The organism is Roseibium album (assembly GCF_965233825.1).
In the GTDB taxonomy this organism is placed as follows: Bacteria; Pseudomonadota; Alphaproteobacteria; order Rhizobiales; family Stappiaceae; genus Roseibium; species Roseibium album.
The window spans coordinates 1,083,095-1,102,100 of the sequence record NZ_OZ247583.1; the positions used below are offsets into that span (position 1 = coordinate 1,083,095).

Genomic DNA, 19,006 nt, shown 5'->3' on the forward strand with positions numbered 1-19,006 from the left:
GCCGGATCCCCGGTGGTGATCTTAGATTGCGGCAATTTAAGGGGGCGTTAAGGCTTGAGCCGGTTTGACAGCACAAACAAGCCGACTTTGAACCTGCAGTTCGACCGGATTGTCGTTCAGATTGTTTTCAGCTTCAACTGCTGTATCGGCTTGCATCTGCGCCGTAATAGTTGACGTAGCGCGTGTTGAGCTCGGAAACAGGCATGATGATCAGGATATCCGTGGTGCCGAACTGATGATCAACCACCGCCCCGTCACCGACAAAGGCCCCGAGGCGCAGATACCCCTTCACCAGCGGCGGCAGTGCGCGTAGGGCCGCCCTGGAATTTATCTTGTCCGCCGGAAGCCTGTTCATCTCCACATACCGGTCTTCGACAGCTCTGACACGCCATTCTTCTGGTGCGCGGGCATTGTGATGGAGGAACGACAATTGTTCTGCAATCGCGTCGGGGCTTGTGCCCTCCATTGAGGCACAGCCGATCATGACATCGATCTTGTGGCGCAGCACATAGGACCAGATGCCGTGCCAGAGCAGTTCGACTGTTTTCTTGTTGCGGTAGGGCTGCAGGACACAGGAGCGCCCCAGTTCCATAAACCGCTTTCCCTGATTTGCCTCGATTATGCTTTGAATGTCGTATTCGCCCGCTGTGTAGAAGCCGCTGTGCTGATCGGCAATCTCCTGCCGCAGGATCCGGTAGGTTCCAACGATTTCCGGTTTCAGGCGTCCGAGTTTGTTGCGCTTGAGCGACGCGTGGTCGACGACAAGAAGGTGGTCGCAGTAGGCATCGAACGGATCCGCATCTCGGCGTGTGGCCAGCGTGTGGGCATCCGCGATAGCCGACATTTCCTCGTAGAAAACGCCGAAGCGCAGCCGCTGGGCCTTCTTGACTTCCTTGAAGTTCCTGGCCAGGCGGACTTCAAGGGACCCGATGCGTCCGAGCGTTTCACCGGTCTTGACCGGCGTCCGGACTGGATGGCCCGGGCGAATGGTTTTTGTAACTGTGGCGTTGTTCCGCATCGCCGGTGTGAACCTTCTCACAAGTTTTCTCGGAGAAAACAGCCCTTGCCGCATCATGGACATTCCACCCTTTTGCATTCCTTCCTGGGCACTCTGCGAGGGTTCACGGGTTGAAACCTGTTTCACCTTTCTTTTTGCCTTTGCCGAAGTGGAAACTCCGACGGCGCTCAGAGTGCTTTGGCCCTGCCGTAGAACACATTTTTCCGACAACTGGATGACACTGGGCTTGGTTCCAGATGTCTGCGACTCCGCAGCTTAGCTTAGTCTTGAAAAATTGTGAAATGCGGCGAACCACTTACCTCGAAAGAGATAGCGCAATTTGAGGTTGCCGTGCGGATTTCGGGTACTAAAGACACGGTATTCTGCAATCTAGCCGTGGCCAATCGCCACCAGCGTATCCGTGATTGCCTCAACCGACAGCGGTTTCGTCAGATAGCCCGCCGCCCCCATTTCAATAGCCCTGTCTCGCGCGTCCTGCATGACATCTGCCGTCACGATGATCACAGGAACGGGAGGCCGTCCATTCGCCCGCTCGTCTTCGCGGATCTTCGTGATGGCATCGAAGCCGTCGAGTCCGGGCATGTGAAGATCCATCAGGATGGCGTCGAACGTTTCGGCAGAGGCCTCTTCAACGGCCTTTTCACCATCAATCACCATGACCGGAATATGCCCGAGTTTGCGCAGCATCGCTTCGCTGAGCAGCCTGTTGATGTCGTTGTCTTCGGCAACAAGCAGCCGGAGTGGCCTTGCGGGAGCCTTTGCGCGTCTGGCCGCGCTGCCGCCGTAGGCCGCATTGGCACCGACGTCCCAGGCAAGTTCGTCGATCGTGCCACCGAGCAACCCCGAAAGGATCTGGATCAGGGTCTCGATACGGACCGGGCGGATCAGGTAGGCTGCATAGCCGGCAGAACGCAAATGGTTTAGGCGGTCGCGTTCGGATGGGGAAATCAGTACGACGGCCGGCGCCTCGCACCCGGCGAGCCGTGCAGAGGCAAGCCAGCCGCCGCTGTCTGACAAGGCGGCATTGTCAACGACAATAAGGTCTGCTTCGGCGAGAGCTTGTTCCAGGTCGGTGCTTCCGGGCACGGTGATGGAGACAATCGCATCGTGATATTCCAGTCTCCTGGTCAGCAGCTGGCACTCGATCCGGCTGTCGCTGACAAAGACGATCTTCTGATCCGCAAGGCTGGCAAGCCGGGGATCGGCGCTCGCAGACAAATCTTCGGGTATGGGCAGGGAGACTCTGAAATGGCCGCCGCCATCCACCGAGGGCCTGGCGGAAATCGAGCCACCCATTAGTCCTGCCAGGCGCTGGGCGATCGCAAGCCCGAGACCGGTTCCGCCGAACTTTCTTGCCGGACCGTGGTCGACTTGCTCGAATTCCCTGAAAAGGCGTTCAACCTCTGCCTCATCGAAACCGATGCCGGTGTCCCGCACAACAATGTCGAGGAAGCTGCCCCCAGAGTCGTTCTGCCGGCCCGTCAGCTCGACGGCGACGCCACCCTCATCCGTGAACTTGACACCATTGCCGATCAGGTTGAACAGGATCTGTCGTACTCTTGTGGCATCAAGTGTAATCTCCTCCGGCAGAAGCGGGTCCACCATTGTGCCGATTTCAAGCCCCTTCGCGTGGGCCTTCGGCGCGAGCAGTTCAACGACGCTCTCTGCCAGTGCCCCGGCCTTGACGGGCGCAGCCTGTATGTCGAGCTTGCCTGCCTCAACCTTGGAAAAATCGAGAACTTCGTCAATCAGGAGCAGCAGCGTTTCGCCGGATGTCTCCAGGGCCTCGATATAGGCGCCTTGCTCCTTTGTCAGCCTGGTATCTCTCAGCAGGGACGCCATGCCGAGAATACCATTGAGAGGCGTTCGGATCTCATGGCTGACAGTCGCCAGAAAACGGGATTTCGCCTCGTTTGAACTTTCCGCCGAATGGCGAGCGGCGAGCAGTTCCTCTTCAATCATCCGTCGTTCGGTCACGTCACGCAGTACGGTCTGGATCAGTTGCCTGTCTGAGGCGGTGTCCCGGACAGGAATGTCGATCCGGGAAAACCAGCGTGGTCCCTGAGCAGTGCGTATGTGAAGGTCCTGGAAGCCCATCCGTCCGTTTTGAACCTCCAAAGAGGACGTCAGTGGAACAAGCGGGTCGTCCCGGTTGATCAGCGGCAACTCCATGGCATTGCCGGGAACCAGGTCATGGGTCTTTCCGAATACGTCTTCGGCTGCCGAATTCACATAGGTCATCACACCGTCGGCGTCGCGCCGGATCACCACGTCGCCGAGTGTCGCCAGAATGCTTGCATGGCGCTCGTCGGATTCGCCAAGTTCCCAGGCCTTGTCCTCGAGTTCCTCGATACCGGCCATCAACCGACGGATCTTGTTGTCCTTGACCTGCAGGGCTTCGGCAGAACGATGCATGTCATCCGCGAGCATTCGCCAAACGGCGAGCCCGCCGGCAAAGAACGCAAGTCCGGCGCCGAGGAAACGGTTGAGTCCATCAGTCGCAACCAGGAACATTGCGGCGCCGAGACCGATGATCAGTCCGGCAACGGCCAGATGCTGCAAGACTTTCCTGGGGGCGGAAACCGGCCGGTCGGTTGCTCTGCGGCCTTCGCCAACCTCGGGCCCGGGCAAGTCGGCGCCCGGATTGTCCATATCGGAAGACCGGGTATTCTGGACACGGGACGCGCTCGTCGGATCGTCGGTGTGGGAATCCGCCGGACGCTTCTCGCCATCTGATTCATGTCTGGCGGCACGATCGCCGTTCTGGCTGACCAAATTCGTCACTCTCTGCAGGGTTCAATCGGGCAGAGAGTGCCGCTTAAACTTTTAGAAACCGTTTCATTGAGTATTTTATGAGCGATCGGACAACCGATGCATTCATGGTGCGTTCAGGGCGCTGAGCAGTGTTTGAAGCAAGCACCGCTCGTCAAGAAAAGCTACGGCGTCCAGAGGGCAATAAGGTTTCTGCGTTCCCGCGCAACGACCATCGGCACCGGCAATCCCATCATGAGGAGGACCGCAGGGGCTGTCGCGAAAGAAAAGTTGCAAACAAGGTACTCGAACGCAGCTCCAAGATGCGCTCCGCCCTGCCGAATGACTTCAGGGCGAAACGCTGTTGCTTATCTGACGTCCAGAAATCCGATGATACGCCGCACATCTTTCAGAACCGGTTCGGCGATGGCGGACGCTTTTTCTGCACCGTCCTTGAGGACGGAATCGATCTGTACCTTGTCATCCATCAGCCGGCGCATCTCGTCCGTCATCGGTGACAGTTTTGCAACCGCAAGCTCGGAAAGCGCCGGTTTGAAGGCAGAGAACTGTTGGCCTCCGAAGTCCTTCAGCACGTCTTCCTTGGACAAGCCGCCAAGTGCCGCGTAGATGCCGACAAGGTTATCGGCTTCCGGCCGGTCTGCAAGACCCTCCACTTCACCCGGCAGCGCATCCGGATCGGTCTTTGCTTTCCGGATTTTCTTCGCGATCGTGTCGGAATCGTCGGTCAGGTTGATGCGTGAGAGATCCGAGGGATCGGATTTCGACATCTTTTTAGTGCCATCGCGCAGCGACATGATCCGCGTGGCAGGACCGGCGATCATCGGTTCGGTCAGCGGAAAGTAGAGTTGCTCGGGCAGTTCGGGTGACGGTGTCGGGTTAGGGACGCCGATGCCGAGTTCCTTGATCCGTTCGCCGAAATCATTGTTGAATTTCGCGGCGATATCACGGGTCAATTCAAGATGCTGCTTCTGGTCGTCGCCAACCGGCACATGCGTTGCGCGGTAGGCAAGGATGTCCGCTGCCATCAGGTTCGGGTAGGCAAACAGGCCGACGGAAGCGTTTTCCTTGTTCTTTCCGGCTTTTTCCTTGAACTGCGTCATGCGGCTGAGCCAGCCCATCCGCGCCACGCAATTGAAGATCCAGGCAAGTTCCGCGTGTTCCCGCACCTGCGACTGGTTGAAAATGATCGACTTGGCTGGGTCGATGCCGGCAGCCATGTAGGCAGCCGTCACTTCCCGCGTCGCTTCACTCAGTTCAACCGGGTCAGGAAAACCGGCGGTGATCGCGTGGCTGTCAACGACGCAGAATATGGTTGGCATCTGGTCCTGCAGAGGAACCCAGCGCGAAACCGCGCCCAGATAGTTGCCAAGATGGAGGTTGCCGGTCGGCTGAACGCCGGAAAAGACACGGGGCTGGAACGCCGTCATTCTGAATCCCTTTATTGGTGCGGCCGGTTGGAAGGGCGCTGTGAATCTTTGGGCGCGCCGGGTGTAGTCTCCGCACCGTGTGTATGCAAGCGGTAAAGATGAAGAAATCGCGTTTCGTCGTCAGGTGTTGCGCCGCGTCAACGCCTTGAGCATGCCCATGAGATCCGCCCCCCGGCTGACCTGAGCGAAAAACATGAAGGTGACGATCCCGGTCAGTACCAGGATGGCAAGGCTTGCTGCGCGAACGATCAGCCAGCGGTCGCTCAGGTAGGGCGCCAGAAAGAGGGCGGCAAAGTGGATGGTCAAGCCCATAAGCAGGCTGGCGATCAGCACCAGCACCAGCCTCTTCAGGAGCTTGTAGTCCGGCACGAAGTGGCCGCGCTTCCACAAGACAACAATCAGCAGTCCGGTATTCACCCAGCCCGCGATCGTCGTGGCAAGCGCGATCCCCACATGTTTGAAGACCGGAAACAGCGCTATCGACAGGCAGACATTGACCGCCATGCCGACCGCGGCAAACTTCATCGGCGTCTTGGTGTCCTCCCGCGCGAAGTAACCGGGCGAGAACACCTTGTTCAGCACGAAGGCGGGCAGCCCGAACGAAAAGGCCATCAGCGCAGCAGAAGTTCCATCAACGGCAGCAGCATCAAACCGTACACGCTGAAACAGAACGGAGACAATCTCGTGCGGAACGACCGCAAGTGCCACCGCGGCCGGGAGCGTCAGAACGAGCGAGACCTCGAGCGCGCGGTTGAGGCTTCTCTGATAGGCGTCGAATTCTCCGGACCGCAGCTGGCGCGTGAGGCTTGGCAACAAAACGACGCCGATTGCAATTCCGATCACGCCGAGCGGAAGCTGATAGAGGCGGTCTGCGAAATAGAGCATCGCATTGGCACCGTCCTGAAGCGACGCGATGATCGTGCCGACGGCAATGTTCAGCTGGGTAACACCTCCCGCAATGATCCCGGGGACGCCGAGCACGAGAAGTCTCTTCGCCGACTTTGTGTAGCGGGGACGGAAGACCGGTATCCGGAATCCCAGTCGCTTCAGGTCTGTGACGACGACTGTCAACTGGACGATCCCGCCAACGGTTACTCCCGCGCTCAAGATGATTCCGAGCGTGACGTTGTCCTCGACACGCAACAGCAGCACCGTTCCGAGCACGATACTCATCACGACATTCAGCATCACCGGTGCCAATGCGGCTGCGGCAAAACGCTGGTAGGTGTTCAGGATACCGGCGATGAAGGCCAGCATCGACATGAAGACGAGATACGGAAAGGCGATCCGCGCCATCAGCACCGTCAGGTCGAACTTGTCGGGGTCTGCGCTGAAACCCGGCGCAAGTCCCCAGACCACAGCAGGCATGAAAATCTGTGCGATGGCCGTCAGAACCAGGAGGCAGAACAGCAGGGCTGAACCGATTTCACCTGCAAATTGCCGTGCTCCGCCTTCGCCTTCTTCTTCGACCGCCCGTCCGAACAACGGAATGAATGCCGAGTTGAAAGCGCCTTCCGCGAACAGGCGGCGGAACAGGTTGGGCAGGCGGAATGCGACCGCGAAGGCGTCGGCGACAGGGCCGGTTCCGACCGCCGCGGCCAGCAGCACGTCCCGCACGAAACCGAGCAGCCGGCTCAGCATTGTCGCGCCGCCGACTGTTGTGAAATTGCGGACGAGACTCATTCAGGAAGGGCTCCGTGGGCAAATACGGTCATTCACGATGCCTGACGGTGAACTTTACGGGAAACCGGGGCGGCAGGGTCGAGTTCTACATGTCCCCCGACAGCGGCGGCAAGACGTTCTCGAATGATTTCCTGACGGCCGATATTGGAAATCTTCTGCCCTGTCAGATCGGTGACGTAAAAGACATCGACCACCTTTTCCCCGAAGGTCGAGATATGTGCCGAGCCGATATTCAGATTGAGCGTCGCGATCGAGCGCGTGAGGTCGTAAAGCAGTCCCGGCCGGTCCAGGCCGGTGATTTCAAGCACGGTGTAGTCGTTGGACAGTGAGTTGTTGACCAGTATTTCGGTTGCAACCTTGAATGCTTTTACCCGGCCTTTCATGGCGTTTTTCCGGGACACCGGTTCTGGAAGGCGCTCTTCACCGCGCAACGTCTTGTGGATCAACTGGGTGATCCGCTCGCCCCGGCGGTGTTCGTCCACGTTGTCAGGCAATTCCCGTCCGATGAAGATCGTGTCGAGTGCAAATCCGTCTGTCGTGGTGTCGATCTGCGCGTCAACGATGTTGGCACCGGTCGAAAAACATGCCCCCGCGATGATGGAAAGCAGTCGCGGATGGTCCGGCGCCATGATGTTCAGCTCCGTCACACCCTCGAAAGCGCGCGGAATGACCTCAAAGGCGAGGCGTTTCTTGTCCTTGTCGGCCTTGTGCAGAAGTTCGGCATGGGTCAGCAGCCGCTCCGGTTCGGTCCGCAGCCAGTATGCTGGATAGTGGCGCTTGAGATAGGCGTTTCTGTCTTTCTGGGACCAGTGGTCGAGCTTGGCTACCAGGTCCTGCTTGGCGAGCTCGATGGTCTGGTTGTGTGACATCTTCGAGTGGCCGCCGGACAGGTGGGGCTCGGTCGCGTAGAACAGCGTTCTGAGCAACTGTCCCTTCCAGCCGTTGAAGACCCCCGGACCAACTGCGCGAATGTCCGCGACGGTCAGGATCAGCAGCAGTTTCAGCCGCTCCAGGGACTGGACGGTGTTGGCGAAGTCGGTGATGGTCTTGCGGTCGTTGAGGTCGCGAGACTGGGCAATGGTGCTCATGTCCAGGTGATGTTCGATCAGCCACGCAACTGTTTCCGTCTCGGCTTCCTTCAATCCGAACCGGGGACATATCTTGCGGGCAACCTTTGCGCCCGCGATGGAATGGTCTTCCGGGCGTCCCTTTGCGATATCGTGCAGGAACATCGCCACATAAAGCACCTTGCGGTTCTGCAGCGTCAGGATCAATTCCGTGGAGAGCGGGTGATCTTCGCCGGAGTTGCCGCGTTCGATTTCGGACAGAACGCCGATCGAGCGGATCAGGTGTTCGTCAACCGTGTAGTGATGATACATGCTGAACTGCATCATCGCGACAACCTTGCCGAAATCCGGCACAAACCGGCCGAGGACACCGGTTTCATTCATTTTGCGAAGTGTTTTTTCAGGCTTGTTTCGAGAGGTTAGCACCGAAAGAAACAGCCGGTTGGCTTCCGGATCGTTCTTCAGGTCACTGTCGATCAGCTTGAGCGAATGCCGGATCAGCCGCGTCAGCTGCGGGTGCATGTTGTAGTCGTGCTTGTCGGCGAGCTGGAACACCCTGAGGATATTCGCCGGATCGGTTTTGAAGATCGTATCGGTGGTGACGTTGAGGCGGTTGTTCTCCACGACAAACCCGGGACCACCCTTGACCGGTTTTGCCACGCTGCTCATCCGCCCGCTGCGCAGACGCCGCATCATGCCGGAAATACCCTTGCCGCGTGGCTCCTTGACGTGCTCTTCCTCAAGGGCTGCACAGATGATGCGCGTCAGGTCACCGACATCCTTTGCGACCAGGAAGTAGTGCTTCATGAATCGCTCGACATCGCGCATTCCCGGATGCTGGGTGTAGCTGAGCCGGATGGCGATTTCGCGCTGAAACTCGAATGCGAGCCGTTCTTCCGGACGTCCGGTGAGAAAATGCAGATGACAGCGGACCGCCCAGAGGAAGTCCTCGGATTTTGCAAAGCGCGCATATTCGGAGCGGGTAAGGACCCCTTTCTTGACGAGGTCTGCCTGCCTGTCTACCCGATAGTGGTATTTTGCGATCCAGAACAGTGTGTTGAGGTCGCGCAGCCCGCCCTTGCCTTCCTTGATGTTAGGTTCGACAAGATAACGGGATGTGCCTTGCCGGCGATGCCGCTCGTCCCGCTCTTGAAGCTTTGCCGCGATGAATTCCGAACTGGTCCCGCTGACAACTTCGGTATCGAACCGCGTCGCCATTTCTTCAAAAAGAGGTTTGTCGCCCCAAATGTAACGGGCTTCCAGGATGGCGGTCCGGATGGTCATGTCCGATCTGGCAAGCCGGATGCACTCGTCAATGTTGCGGGTCGCGTGCCCGACCTTGAATCCCAGATCCCAGAGCATGTAGAGGATGTATTCAACGACCTGCTCACCCCAGGGAGTCTGCTTGTAAGGCAGGATGAACAGGAGATCGATGTCCGATCCCGGGGCCAGTGTTCCGCGCCCGTATCCGCCGACCGCGGCAACGGACATGCGCTCGGCAGCGGACGGGTTCTTGACGCGGTAAACGTGTTGAACGGCAAAATCGTAAATCACGCGGATCAGCTCATCCTGGATACAGGAAAGACGCGAGGCGCAAAGCAGGCCGCCGCCGTCTTCATCCAGTTTTTTCTGCACGGCGGCGCGCGAAGATTTCACTTCCGTTTTCAACATGCTCAGCACAGCCGACCTGATTTTGCTGTCCGATCCGTCGCCGTCACTAGCAACCGTGAGTGCTTTCAGGCGGGACCGCAGGTCCACTACGTCGATCAGTTCGGCAAGGTCATCCTGGCTGGGTTGCATGAGTGATTCAGGGTCCGTTTTACTGGCCGGCGATGCGGCTCGCTATCCGAATGCAAGCTTATATAGGGATCACACGATAAGGACACGTAAATCTGGGGTCGGTGCATGGAACACCGGAACACGCTCGTTCGGATTTACTTGATCCGGTACCGACATGTTCGCATACGAGCCTGACGCCAGGCTCGAGAAGCCGGGAACGCGCAAGAAATCCGGATACTGACCGGTCCGTCCATGTCAGTCTGATCAGACGTCATCCTTGGCAGCCGAAACCCTGAGCTGGTGCAGCAGGGCTGCCAGCGAGTCTTCCGACAGGACACTGATCTTGATTGACAACTGGTTGGCAAGCTCCGTCGCTTTCGGGTGCATGCCGGCTGTGTCTATGGTGATCCTTGGATCCGACAGTTCCGCCAGGCGCTGGATTTCCTCTGCTTCATCCCAGATCACGTTGAAATAGGTGATGATCCTCTGCACGAGGAACCAGGTCGGTTTGCCTCGTTTGCCATGTTCAAGCGCGGAAAGATACGCGCTGGAAACCGAGAGTGCGGCGGCCATCTCCTTCAGCGATACGTCGCGCTTTGCCCTGAGTTCCCGAATTTTTGCCCCAAGCGGTGTCACGGTTCTACCTTCTTTTTCGTATCCGGACGTAGAGCGCCCCTGCTCCACCGTGGCTGGCATGTGCTTCTTCATACCCCAGCACTACCGAACGAACGTCCGGCATGGACAGCCACTGAGGGACCATTCTGCGCAAAATCCCGCGTTCGTCCATATACGCTCTTTCGGGTCCGCCCCCTTTGCCCGTAATAACCAGCACGACCTTGTGCCCGCGGGCTTGAGCTTGATAGAGAAATCCCAGCAATCGATCGTGAGCCTGATACTGCGTCAGTCCGTGTAAATCGACGCGGGCATCGATCGCCGTCACACCGCGGACGATTTTTCTTCTGTACCGGGTCTCGAGCTGGTTCAGGGGTAAAACAGAAGGTGTCTTTCTGGTCGGATCGGGTGCCTTGATCGCTGTTGCGGTCTTCGGACTTTTCGCCGTCTTCGGCGGTTCAGACTCCAGTGTTCGTGCCAGTTCTTCTTCAAGATCCTGGGCCCGCTCGGGATGGAGCGGTGTCAGCGTTTTCGCAACCTTGCCCCAAAGCTCCCGGTCTTCAGGAGACAGACTGCCCTTTTTCCCCCGTCTCGCCATGGATCAGTCTGCCGCCGCCTTTGTTTCCTGACGCCCCGGATGTGGCAGGAGGACGGTGAATTGTGCTGCGTGGCGGATACGCCCGGCGATATCTCCGGACAGGTTTCCCGATCCCACGAAAATATCGCCACGCGCCTTGCCCTTGATCGCCGAGCCGGTATCGTCTGCGACCATCAGTCTGGAAAAAGACCTGCCTTCAGCATCCAAATCCGGCAAATCCGTCTGAAGAAAAACGAGCGCGCCATAGGGAATGTGGTCAGGATCGATCGCGAGGCTGCGTCCGGGAACAAGCGGCAGCCCGGCGGCGCCGATGGGTCCTTCGGACGGTAGCGTGTCGGTGACCTCGCGAAAGAAAATATAGGACCGGTTCTCTCTGAAAAGGGCGTCTCGCTTGTCCGGGTTATTCACGAGCCAGGAACGCAGACCCGTCATGGTGAAGTCTTCAGGTGTTCCCTTGCCGCGCTTGACCAGCAGCCGTCCGATTCCAGTGTAGGGATGGCCGGTCTTGCCCGCATAGCCGACGCGCATCACTGAGCCGTCGGTCATTCGGAGCCGCGCCGATCCCTGTACGTGAATGAAATAGGCATCAATCGGGTTGGCAAGCCAGGCCAGTTCCAGACCTTCGCCGTCGAGCGCACCGTCCATGATTGCCGGCCTGTCGGGCATTTCTTCAAAACGGCTGTTTGCACGGCGTCCATGACTGAGATGAGATGGCCAGTCATCCGGTTTGTTTTCCGGCGTGATCGCCTCAAGTCCCGCAGGTTTCCCGTGAAGCGGAACGTCAAAGCCATCGGTTTTTTTGCGGGAGGCGGCCACTTCGGGTTCGAAATATCCGGTAACGAAACCGGGCACGGTCACGCGGTAAGGCCTGAAATTCGTTTCCAAGAACCGGCGTGCCTCTGTTTCTGTGTTGATTGGTTCGCGATTTGCGCTCAGACAAAGGCTGCGGATCTCGTCGAGATCGTAGTTCATCGGCAGTGTCGGCTCCCTTGGGTCTTCATGCCTGGAACAAAACCGCAGAAAACCGTTCAGTGCCGCCAGGTGGTCGTCTTGATGCCAACCTGTCATATCCGAATAGGCAGTTTCCTCAAGATGATCGGGAATCTTTGGGCTTTGAGGCATGGCCGATCCGGCTCCCGCAAAGAAAAGCGGCGCGGCCAGAACCGCGCCCTTCAAGCTTAAGCAGACCAGAGGCAAGACAATCACCCCTGTCAGCCGATCCATCCACGTCATCGTCACTCGGCGGATTCGGTCGCAACCAGTTTCCAGTTGGGATCGCGGGACATCGTGTCGCGCGCGAAGGTCCAGATATCGACCACTTCGGTCACCTTGGCCGGATCCCCGTCGACAACCTCGCCTTCCTTGTCGCGGGTTGCGGAAATCAACTGGCTGTGGATCTTGACGGTGACCTGAGCCGTGGAGTTCTTCAGCGCTGCCTCGACGATTTCAGCCTTGTCGATGCCGACAAAGGTTGATTCGATTGTTTCGCCGCGTTTTTCCCGGTCCTCGATCGCGCCGACAAAGCCTTCGTAGACGTCGCTGGACAGAAGATTCTTGAGAGCCTTCTTGTCGCCGTCCGCGAACGCCATCACGATCATTTCGTAGGCGGCGCGTGCGCCCTGCAGAAATTCCTGGGGTTCGAAACTCCGGTCCACTGAAAGAATCTGTTTCAATGCGCTGTTGAGAGCGGACCCTTCCGGCGCAACCTTGTCGATCACCACATCGCCACCTTGAGCCGATTCCTGCGACATTTCTGCCGGTTGGTCGGTCTGGTTCGGAAGCGGGATGACGTTGTCCTGGCCGTTGGTCTGCTCATTCGGCTGCTCCGGTTTGGAGTAGGGATCGAAAGGCGGGCGCTCATTGCCGGTACGTTTGCCCAGGACAGATCTCAGTCTGAACAGAATAAAAACCGCTAGTCCCAACAGGAGGAGGTTTAGTGGGTCGAAAATTTCATTCATCTTACGTTCCGGCTACCCTTTGGAGGCACATCAAGCCGCCTCTTGCATGTTCAGCTGCGTGCTGCCCGCGTTCAGTGTCTGCTACCTACCTATTTAGGGGCTTCTTGAACCAGCATCCAGACCCGGGGGCAAGTCTGAAATTTTTGCAATGATTATCTTTCCTGCGCGCGCCTGCTCGCATTTTTGTGAGCGAATGTCTAGGTTATATCCAAATAACTTATCAGACCATGGAGGTCCCGTGGGACTTTATATCATTGCCGCCATCATTTTGCTGCCCCTGATTGAGATTGCTGTCTTTATCTGGGTGGGTGGTCTGATTGGCGTATTGCCGACAATTCTGCTGACAATCATCACTGCTCTTGCCGGCACGGTCATGCTGCGCCAGCAGGGACTGTCGTTGCTCACCCGCATGCAGAGCGAACTGGACGCCGGACGCGCCCCCGGAAGCGAGGTCATGCAAGGCGCGATGATCGTTCTTGCCAGTATTTTCCTTCTGATTCCGGGGTTTGTAACCGACGCAATCGGTTTGCTTTTGTTCATCCCTCCGGTGCGGCAGGCGCTTGCAAACTTCATCATTGCCCGCTCCAACGTCGTGATCGTGCAGGGTGGCCAGACTGGACAGGGTGGCGGAAGACCCGACGATCATGTGGTCGATCTGGACCAGCAGGACTGGTCAGAGAAGCAGGATGGTTCGTCCGAGGGTTCGTCCGGCAGCGATCGGCCCAGAATCAGTCCGTGGCAGGATGGCTCGAATGACGCGAAGCCTTAACCCTGTTTGAAAGTCACTAAAACGTGACACCGGCTGTATGCGTAAAATTTACCAGTGCAGGTTAGGTCTGTGCCTTGGTCTGCGGTGAAAACCGCTTGGAACGGAAGGTGCAAACCATGGGTGCTGGGCGCGTTGACTGGGTCGATACGGCCAAGGGCATCTGCATCATCTTCGTCGTGATGATGCATTCGGTGCTGGGCGTTGAGGCCGCGGCCGGCGAAACCGGTTGGATGCATGTCGTCGTTGCCTTTGCGGCACCTTTCCGGATGCCGGACTTTTTCCTGATCTCCGGCCTGTTCCTGTCCAATGTCATCGCGCGTGACTGGAAACTCTATCTTGATCGCAAGGTCGTTCACTTCGCCTATTTTTACGTGCTCTGGATGACGATTCAGTTCGCGGTCAAGGCCCCGGTCTTCATGGGGGACATGGGCGCCATGGGAACTCTGGAGTTCTATCTCCTGAGCTTTGTTCAGCCCTTCGGCACCCTCTGGTTCATCTACATGCTGCCGGTCTTCTTCGTGGTCTGCAAGCTGGCCCATGACAACCGCATTCCCTGGCAGGTGATGCTGGCATTCGGCGCTGTTCTTCAGGTCGCACCGATCCATACCGGCTGGCTTCTTGTCGATGAATTCGCCTCGCGTTTCGTCTATTTCTATGCCGGTTACATCTTCGCACCACAGATCTTCAGGCTTGCCGCCTGGGCGCGTGAACGTATCGGCGTCAGCCTTGCCTATCTGGTCGGCTGGGGCCTGGTAAACGGCGGTCTGGTTTATTTCGGCTGGGCCCATCTGCCGGTTATCGCGCTTGCTCTCGGCGCGGCGGGTGCAGGTGCAATCATCCTGACCAGCGCGCTGATCGTCAACTCGGGCCAGCTCGGCCTCCTGCGCCATTTCGGCGCGAATTCCATCGTCATCTATCTGGCCTTCTTCTTCCCGATGGGCGTTACCCGCGTGATCCTTTTGAAACTTGGATTTCTTGACATCGGCACCGTTTCGCTGATCGTCACGATCGTTGCTTCCGTCAGTCCGATGATCCTGTTCTGGATGATTCGGAAAACAAACCTCGGCTGGTTCCTGTTCAAGCGACCCGAATGGGCCCATCTCACCGGGACCTTTGGCAGGAAAAGACAGCCGCAGGCTGCCGAGTGACAGGAGTAGTCGGGAAATTTTGTCTTTAGGACTTTTCTCGAGGTGCTGGTCCGGGCATGATCCGCGCCATGTCGACGCAAGATTCAATCCCCGCTCTCACCGCTGACGACCATCTCATTCTGGTCGACGGCTCCACTTTCATCTTCCGTGCCTACCATGCGCTGCCGCCATTGACGCGCAAGCCCGACGGACTGCCGGTCGGCGCGGTTTCCGGTTTCTGCAACATGCTCTGGAAGCTGCTGCAGGAAGGCCTGACGCCGGAAGAAGGGGATGAGCCGACCCACTTCGCGGTGATTTTCGATCATTCCTCCAAGACGTTCCGGAACACAATCTATCCGGAATACAAGGCGAACCGTCCGGATCCGCCCGAGGATCTGGTGCCGCAATTCGGACTGATCCGTGAGGCGACCCGTGCCTTTTCGGTCCCCTGTGTCGAGCAGGAAGGGTTCGAGGCCGATGACCTGATCGCAACCTATGCCCGCCAGGCGGCGGAACAGGGTGCGAAAGTGACGATCGTTTCGGGCGACAAGGACCTGATGCAGCTGATCGGTCCGAAAGTCGGGATGATCGACACGATGAAGAACAAGGTCTTCGGCGAACCGGAAGTTTTTGAGAAATTCGGCGTCGGTCCGGACAAGGTCATCGAAGTGCAGTCGCTCGCCGGCGACAGCGTTGACAATGTCCCCGGCGTTCCGGGTATCGGCCTGAAGACGGCGGCCCTCCTGATCAACGAGTTCGGGGATCTTGAATCGCTGCTTGCCCAGGCGGAAACCATCAAGCAGAACAAGCGCCGGGAAAACCTGATCGAATTCGCTGATCAGGCGCGCGTTTCAAGGGAACTTGTGACGTTGAAGCAGGACGTTCCGGTCGAGGTTCCCGTCGCAAGCCTGACGGTGACAGATGTCGACGGTGCGAAGGCGGTCGGGTTTCTGAAGGCCATGGGTTTTAGCACGCTCACCAAACGTGTCGCTGAAGAGACCGGCGCCGAAGTTGACGCTGTCGAACCGGCCGATTTCCAGGTGCCGGGTTGGGATGTGCCCGATCACAAGGGTCGCATGGCCGAGCGCACGGAAGCCGCGTCCGGTGCGGCCGCGGCTGCCGGTGAGGGCGCCGGCACCGAAGGCATGATGGTACCGCAGACCGTCGCTGAGGCGCGCGCTGAAACCATCAGGGCGATTGCGATTGACTCAAGCGCCTATGAAACCGTCACAAGCGTCGAGCGGTTGCAGGAATGGTGCGACGCTGCCATCGAAAAGGGCTATGTCGCCTTCGACACCGAAACCACGTCGCTTGATGCCATGCAGGCCGATCTCGTCGGGCTGTCGCTGTCGACCGAACCGGGACAGGCCTGCTATGTGCCACTCGCCCATGTCGATGGTGAAGGCGACCTTCTGGGTGGCGGCGGTTTGCTTCCCGATCAGATTCCGCTCAAGGATGCCATGGAAGTCCTGAAGCCGATGCTGGAAGACCGCTCGGTTCTGAAAATCGCGCAGAACCTCAAATACGACTGGCTGGTGATGACCCGCTACGGCATCGATATCGCCCCTTATGACGATACGATGCTGCTGTCCTACACGGTCGACGCGGGCAAGGGCGGCAACGGCATGGACGAGCTTTCCGAACGCTGGCTCGGCCACAAACCGATCCCTTTCAAGGAAGTCTGCGGTTCCGGTAAATCGATGATCACTTTCGACAAGGTGGCGATCGACAGGGCGACGGCCTATGCCGCCGAGGATGCGGATGTCACCCTGCGGCTGTGGCAGATCCTGAAACCGCGTCTTGCCAGCGACCATATGGCAACCGTCTACGAAACCCTGGAACGGCCGATGGTGCCGGTTCTGGCGCGCATGGAAAAGCGCGGCATTTCCGTTGACAGGCAGATGCTGTCACGGCTTTCCGGTGATTTTGCCCAAGGCATGGCCGGACTGGAGTCTGAGATCTACGAACTGGCGGGTGAAACCTTCAATATCGGATCACCCAAGCAGCTGGGTGAAATTCTGTTCGGCAAGATGGGCATTCCCGGCGGCAAGAAAACCAAGACCGGCGCCTGGTCAACCTCCGCCCAGGTGCTGGAGGACCTGGCCGCGGAAGGTCATGAACTGCCGTCGAAAATCGTCGCATGGCGTCAACTTTCCAAGCTGAAGTCGACCTATTCCGATGCGCTTCCCGGCTACATCAATCCCGAAACAGGCAGGGTTCATACCTCTTATGCGCTCGCCGCGACGACGACGGGCCGCCTGTCCTCCTCCGAGCCGAACCTGCAGAACATTCCGGTCAGGACGGAAGCGGGCCGCAAGATCCGGCAGGCCTTCATCGCGGAAAAGGGTCACAAGCTCGTTAGCGCCGATTACAGCCAGATCGAGCTGCGCGTACTCGCTCACATGGCCGATATTCCGCAGCTGAAGAAAGCATTCGAGGATGGGCTGGACATTCATGCCATGACGGCAAGCGAAATGTTCGGAACGCCGATCGAGGGCATGGACCCCATGGTCCGCCGTCAGGCCAAGGCGATCAATTTCGGCATTATCTACGGCATTTCCGCGTTCGGGCTTGCCAATCAGCTCGGCATCTCGCGCGGAGAGGCCGGCGATTACATCAAGACCTATTTCGAACGCTTCCCGGGCATCAAGGACTATATGGAGACCATCAAGAAACAGGTTCATGCGGATGGCTTCGTCACCACGATATTCGGACGCAAGGCCCATTACCCCGAGGTGAATACAAAGAACCCCAACCATCGTGCGTTCTATGAACGGGCAGCGATCAACGCTCCGATCCAGGGCTCCGCCGCCGACATACTCCGTCGCGCCATGGTGCGCATGGAGGAGCGGCTCTCGGACGCGAAGCTGGACGCGCAGATGCTGTTGCAGGTTCACGACGAACTGATCTTCGAAGTGCCGGATGCCCAGGTCGACGCAACATTGCCCGTCATCCGGGACGTCATGGAAAACGCCTGTGATCCGGCCCTGAAACTGACGGTCCCGCTGCAGGTCGACGCCCGCGCCGCCGGCAACTGGGACGAGGCGCATTAGGTCAGTTCCCGCGCGAGATCTGGTCAGTTCCTGCAGGCAATTGAGTCGAGCAGTCCCGCCGACAGGTTTGCCACAATCTCGGGCTTGCCGAGATGGGCGGTGCTTTTCATTGAAAGCAGGACGTCGCTCATGCTGTCGGTCAGCTCCGCGCGCTCGATCGGGGAAAGGCCGGTCGACGAAAAGGTGTCCCGGCCTGATCTCAGGCTGACACCAAGCGGCCGCTCGAGACAGGTGAAATCCAGGAGTGCTAGATCGAGGCGGAGCATCTCCCCGCCATTCGCAAGGCGCAAATTGACATGAAGTGAGACCGGATCGAAGACGATCTGCCAGCGTGTCGACGGATTGGCCAGATCCTCCAGAACGTTGAAGGCCTGCGCGGACGTGAAGATGGAGTTCGTCTGGGTGACTGCTGCTGCGCGCCTGAACCGGTCGAGACTCCCCGCACTCTCCGGTGTGCTGTTCGTACCAACGGACGTCCGGATATGCCGGAGCGCTTTTTCATAGGTCGTGTTTGTCAGTGCCGGGACTGGAACGTCATTGCCCCTGTGCACGGTGAGTCCGGTTGCTGTTGGCGTCACAATAGCGGCGGACCCACTCGCATCGAACAGGAAATAGTGAATGGGAACAAGACCCTGAACAGTAATCAAGTTCAGTTGTGACAAGGCCTCTTCGATCGAGGCCGATGTGTCGAGAAGTCTTTGGATGAATTCCAGTTCGGAAACGACCGGAGCGCCGCTGTTCCCCGAATAGACAGCTTCGCTGTTCCACATGAGCGTGATGACGAGGCCTTTGGTGTTCATCCCGGCCGCCGGCATGCCGGGTCCGATCTGATTGACGGTGACACTGCCGAAACGTGAAACCCAGCGGGCCGCTGTTCCGCCCATGACGGAGCGCTTTGAGGCGTCCGGCGGGTTGATCAGCACAAATCCCGCATCCGTTGCTTCAAAATCGAAATTGTAGGCAAGGAGAGGGTTTGTTTGATTTTTGAACGCCACCGTCGAGCAGGCGATCGCTGCAGAAACGGAAAAAAACGTAAAGACGCAGATACCCAGACACAGGGCAGATGGCCAGTTGTGAAACGATCGGATGCCTCGCATGGTTTCCTCGCGGCAGATGGATTAAACTGAGGAGACCATGGGTGTC

At 58.3% G+C, this 19,006-nt stretch carries 13 protein-coding genes; 3 read left to right on the forward strand and 10 right to left on the reverse strand.

The window, feature by feature from the left end; all coding sequences use genetic code 11:
- Positions 1-133 precede the first annotated feature (133 nt).
- From ACO6TI_RS05135 to ACO6TI_RS05175, 9 genes are all read right to left on the reverse strand, one after another.
- Positions 134-1,072: a GNAT family N-acetyltransferase gene (locus tag ACO6TI_RS05135; RefSeq protein ID WP_422385295.1), complete on the reverse strand. Its 939-nt coding sequence runs from the start codon at positions 1,070-1,072 to the stop codon at positions 134-136.
- Positions 1,073-1,387: 315 nt separating this feature from the next.
- Complete coding sequence (locus tag ACO6TI_RS05140) at positions 1,388-3,802, reverse strand: response regulator (RefSeq protein WP_422384475.1); 2,415 nt, start codon at positions 3,800-3,802, stop codon at positions 1,388-1,390.
- A 335-nt stretch (positions 3,803-4,137) separates the two neighbouring features.
- Positions 4,138-5,217 carry a tryptophan--tRNA ligase gene (gene trpS / locus ACO6TI_RS05145; protein ID WP_422384476.1) on the reverse strand — a complete coding sequence of 360 codons (1,080 nt, stop codon included), beginning with the start codon at positions 5,215-5,217 and terminating at the stop codon, positions 4,138-4,140.
- 120 nt (positions 5,218-5,337) lie between these two features.
- Positions 5,338-6,900 carry a murein biosynthesis integral membrane protein MurJ gene (gene murJ / locus ACO6TI_RS05150; RefSeq protein ID WP_196900119.1) on the reverse strand — a complete coding sequence of 521 codons (1,563 nt, stop codon included), beginning with the start codon at positions 6,898-6,900 and terminating at the stop codon, positions 5,338-5,340.
- Positions 6,901-6,932: 32 nt separating this feature from the next.
- Positions 6,933-9,767 (reverse strand): [protein-PII] uridylyltransferase, encoded by a 2,835-nt coding sequence (locus tag ACO6TI_RS05155; protein WP_055115364.1) that lies wholly within the window; start codon positions 9,765-9,767, stop codon positions 6,933-6,935.
- Between the two features lie 243 nt (positions 9,768-10,010).
- Positions 10,011-10,382 (reverse strand): helix-turn-helix domain-containing protein, encoded by a 372-nt coding sequence (locus tag ACO6TI_RS05160; RefSeq protein WP_055115366.1) that lies wholly within the window; start codon positions 10,380-10,382, stop codon positions 10,011-10,013.
- A 4-nt stretch (positions 10,383-10,386) separates the two neighbouring features.
- Positions 10,387-10,956 carry a Smr/MutS family protein gene (locus tag ACO6TI_RS05165; protein ID WP_422384477.1) on the reverse strand — a complete coding sequence of 190 codons (570 nt, stop codon included), beginning with the start codon at positions 10,954-10,956 and terminating at the stop codon, positions 10,387-10,389.
- A gap of 3 nt (positions 10,957-10,959) precedes the next feature.
- Positions 10,960-12,180, reverse strand: coding sequence for a murein transglycosylase A (locus ACO6TI_RS05170; RefSeq protein WP_422384478.1), 1,221 nt, complete (start codon positions 12,178-12,180; stop codon positions 10,960-10,962).
- Positions 12,181-12,191: 11 nt separating this feature from the next.
- The gene (locus ACO6TI_RS05175; protein WP_055115370.1) at positions 12,192-12,914 is read right to left on the reverse strand and encodes a Tim44/TimA family putative adaptor protein; all 723 of its coding nucleotides are present in this window, start codon (positions 12,912-12,914) and stop codon (positions 12,192-12,194) included.
- Positions 12,915-13,152: 238 nt separating this feature from the next.
- On the opposite strand from ACO6TI_RS05175, the gene ACO6TI_RS05180 reads away from it, so the two are divergent.
- The 3 genes from ACO6TI_RS05180 to polA all read left to right on the forward strand — a co-directional run bounded on the left by ACO6TI_RS05180 (position 13,153) and on the right by polA (position 17,863).
- Positions 13,153-13,683 carry an FxsA family protein gene (locus ACO6TI_RS05180; RefSeq protein WP_173937330.1) on the forward strand — a complete coding sequence of 177 codons (531 nt, stop codon included), beginning with the start codon at positions 13,153-13,155 and terminating at the stop codon, positions 13,681-13,683.
- A 116-nt stretch (positions 13,684-13,799) separates the two neighbouring features.
- Positions 13,800-14,831 (forward strand): acyltransferase family protein, encoded by a 1,032-nt coding sequence (locus ACO6TI_RS05185; RefSeq protein ID WP_055115708.1) that lies wholly within the window; start codon positions 13,800-13,802, stop codon positions 14,829-14,831.
- 56 nt (positions 14,832-14,887) lie between these two features.
- Positions 14,888-17,863 (forward strand): DNA polymerase I, encoded by a 2,976-nt coding sequence (gene polA, locus ACO6TI_RS05190; RefSeq protein ID WP_422384479.1) that lies wholly within the window; start codon positions 14,888-14,890, stop codon positions 17,861-17,863.
- 23 nt (positions 17,864-17,886) lie between these two features.
- Here the strand turns inward: polA and ACO6TI_RS05195 are convergent, their stop codons facing one another.
- The gene (locus tag ACO6TI_RS05195) at positions 17,887-18,960 is read right to left on the reverse strand and encodes a linear amide C-N hydrolase (protein WP_196893361.1); all 1,074 of its coding nucleotides are present in this window, start codon (positions 18,958-18,960) and stop codon (positions 17,887-17,889) included.
- Positions 18,961-19,006 lie beyond the last annotated feature (46 nt).

Coding starts and splice junctions, on each gene's coding strand:
- ACO6TI_RS05135 (WP_422385295.1), bottom strand. CDS start 1,072: ATGCGGCAAGGGCTGTTTTCTCCGAGAAAACTTGTGAGAAGGTTCACA.
- trpS (WP_422384476.1), bottom strand. CDS start 5,217: ATGACGGCGTTCCAGCCCCGTGTCTTTTCCGGCGTTCAGCCGACCGGC.
- murJ (WP_196900119.1), bottom strand. CDS start 6,900: ATGAGTCTCGTCCGCAATTTCACAACAGTCGGCGGCGCGACAATGCTG.
- ACO6TI_RS05155 (WP_055115364.1), bottom strand. CDS start 9,767: ATGCAACCCAGCCAGGATGACCTTGCCGAACTGATCGACGTAGTGGAC.
- ACO6TI_RS05165 (WP_422384477.1), bottom strand. CDS start 10,956: ATGGCGAGACGGGGGAAAAAGGGCAGTCTGTCTCCTGAAGACCGGGAG.
- ACO6TI_RS05170 (WP_422384478.1), bottom strand. CDS start 12,180: ATGGATCGGCTGACAGGGGTGATTGTCTTGCCTCTGGTCTGCTTAAGC.
- ACO6TI_RS05175 (WP_055115370.1), bottom strand. CDS start 12,914: ATGAATGAAATTTTCGACCCACTAAACCTCCTCCTGTTGGGACTAGCG.
- ACO6TI_RS05185 (WP_055115708.1), top strand. CDS start 13,800: ATGGGTGCTGGGCGCGTTGACTGGGTCGATACGGCCAAGGGCATCTGC.
- polA (WP_422384479.1), top strand. CDS start 14,888: ATGATCCGCGCCATGTCGACGCAAGATTCAATCCCCGCTCTCACCGCT.
- ACO6TI_RS05195 (WP_196893361.1), bottom strand. CDS start 18,960: ATGCGAGGCATCCGATCGTTTCACAACTGGCCATCTGCCCTGTGTCTG.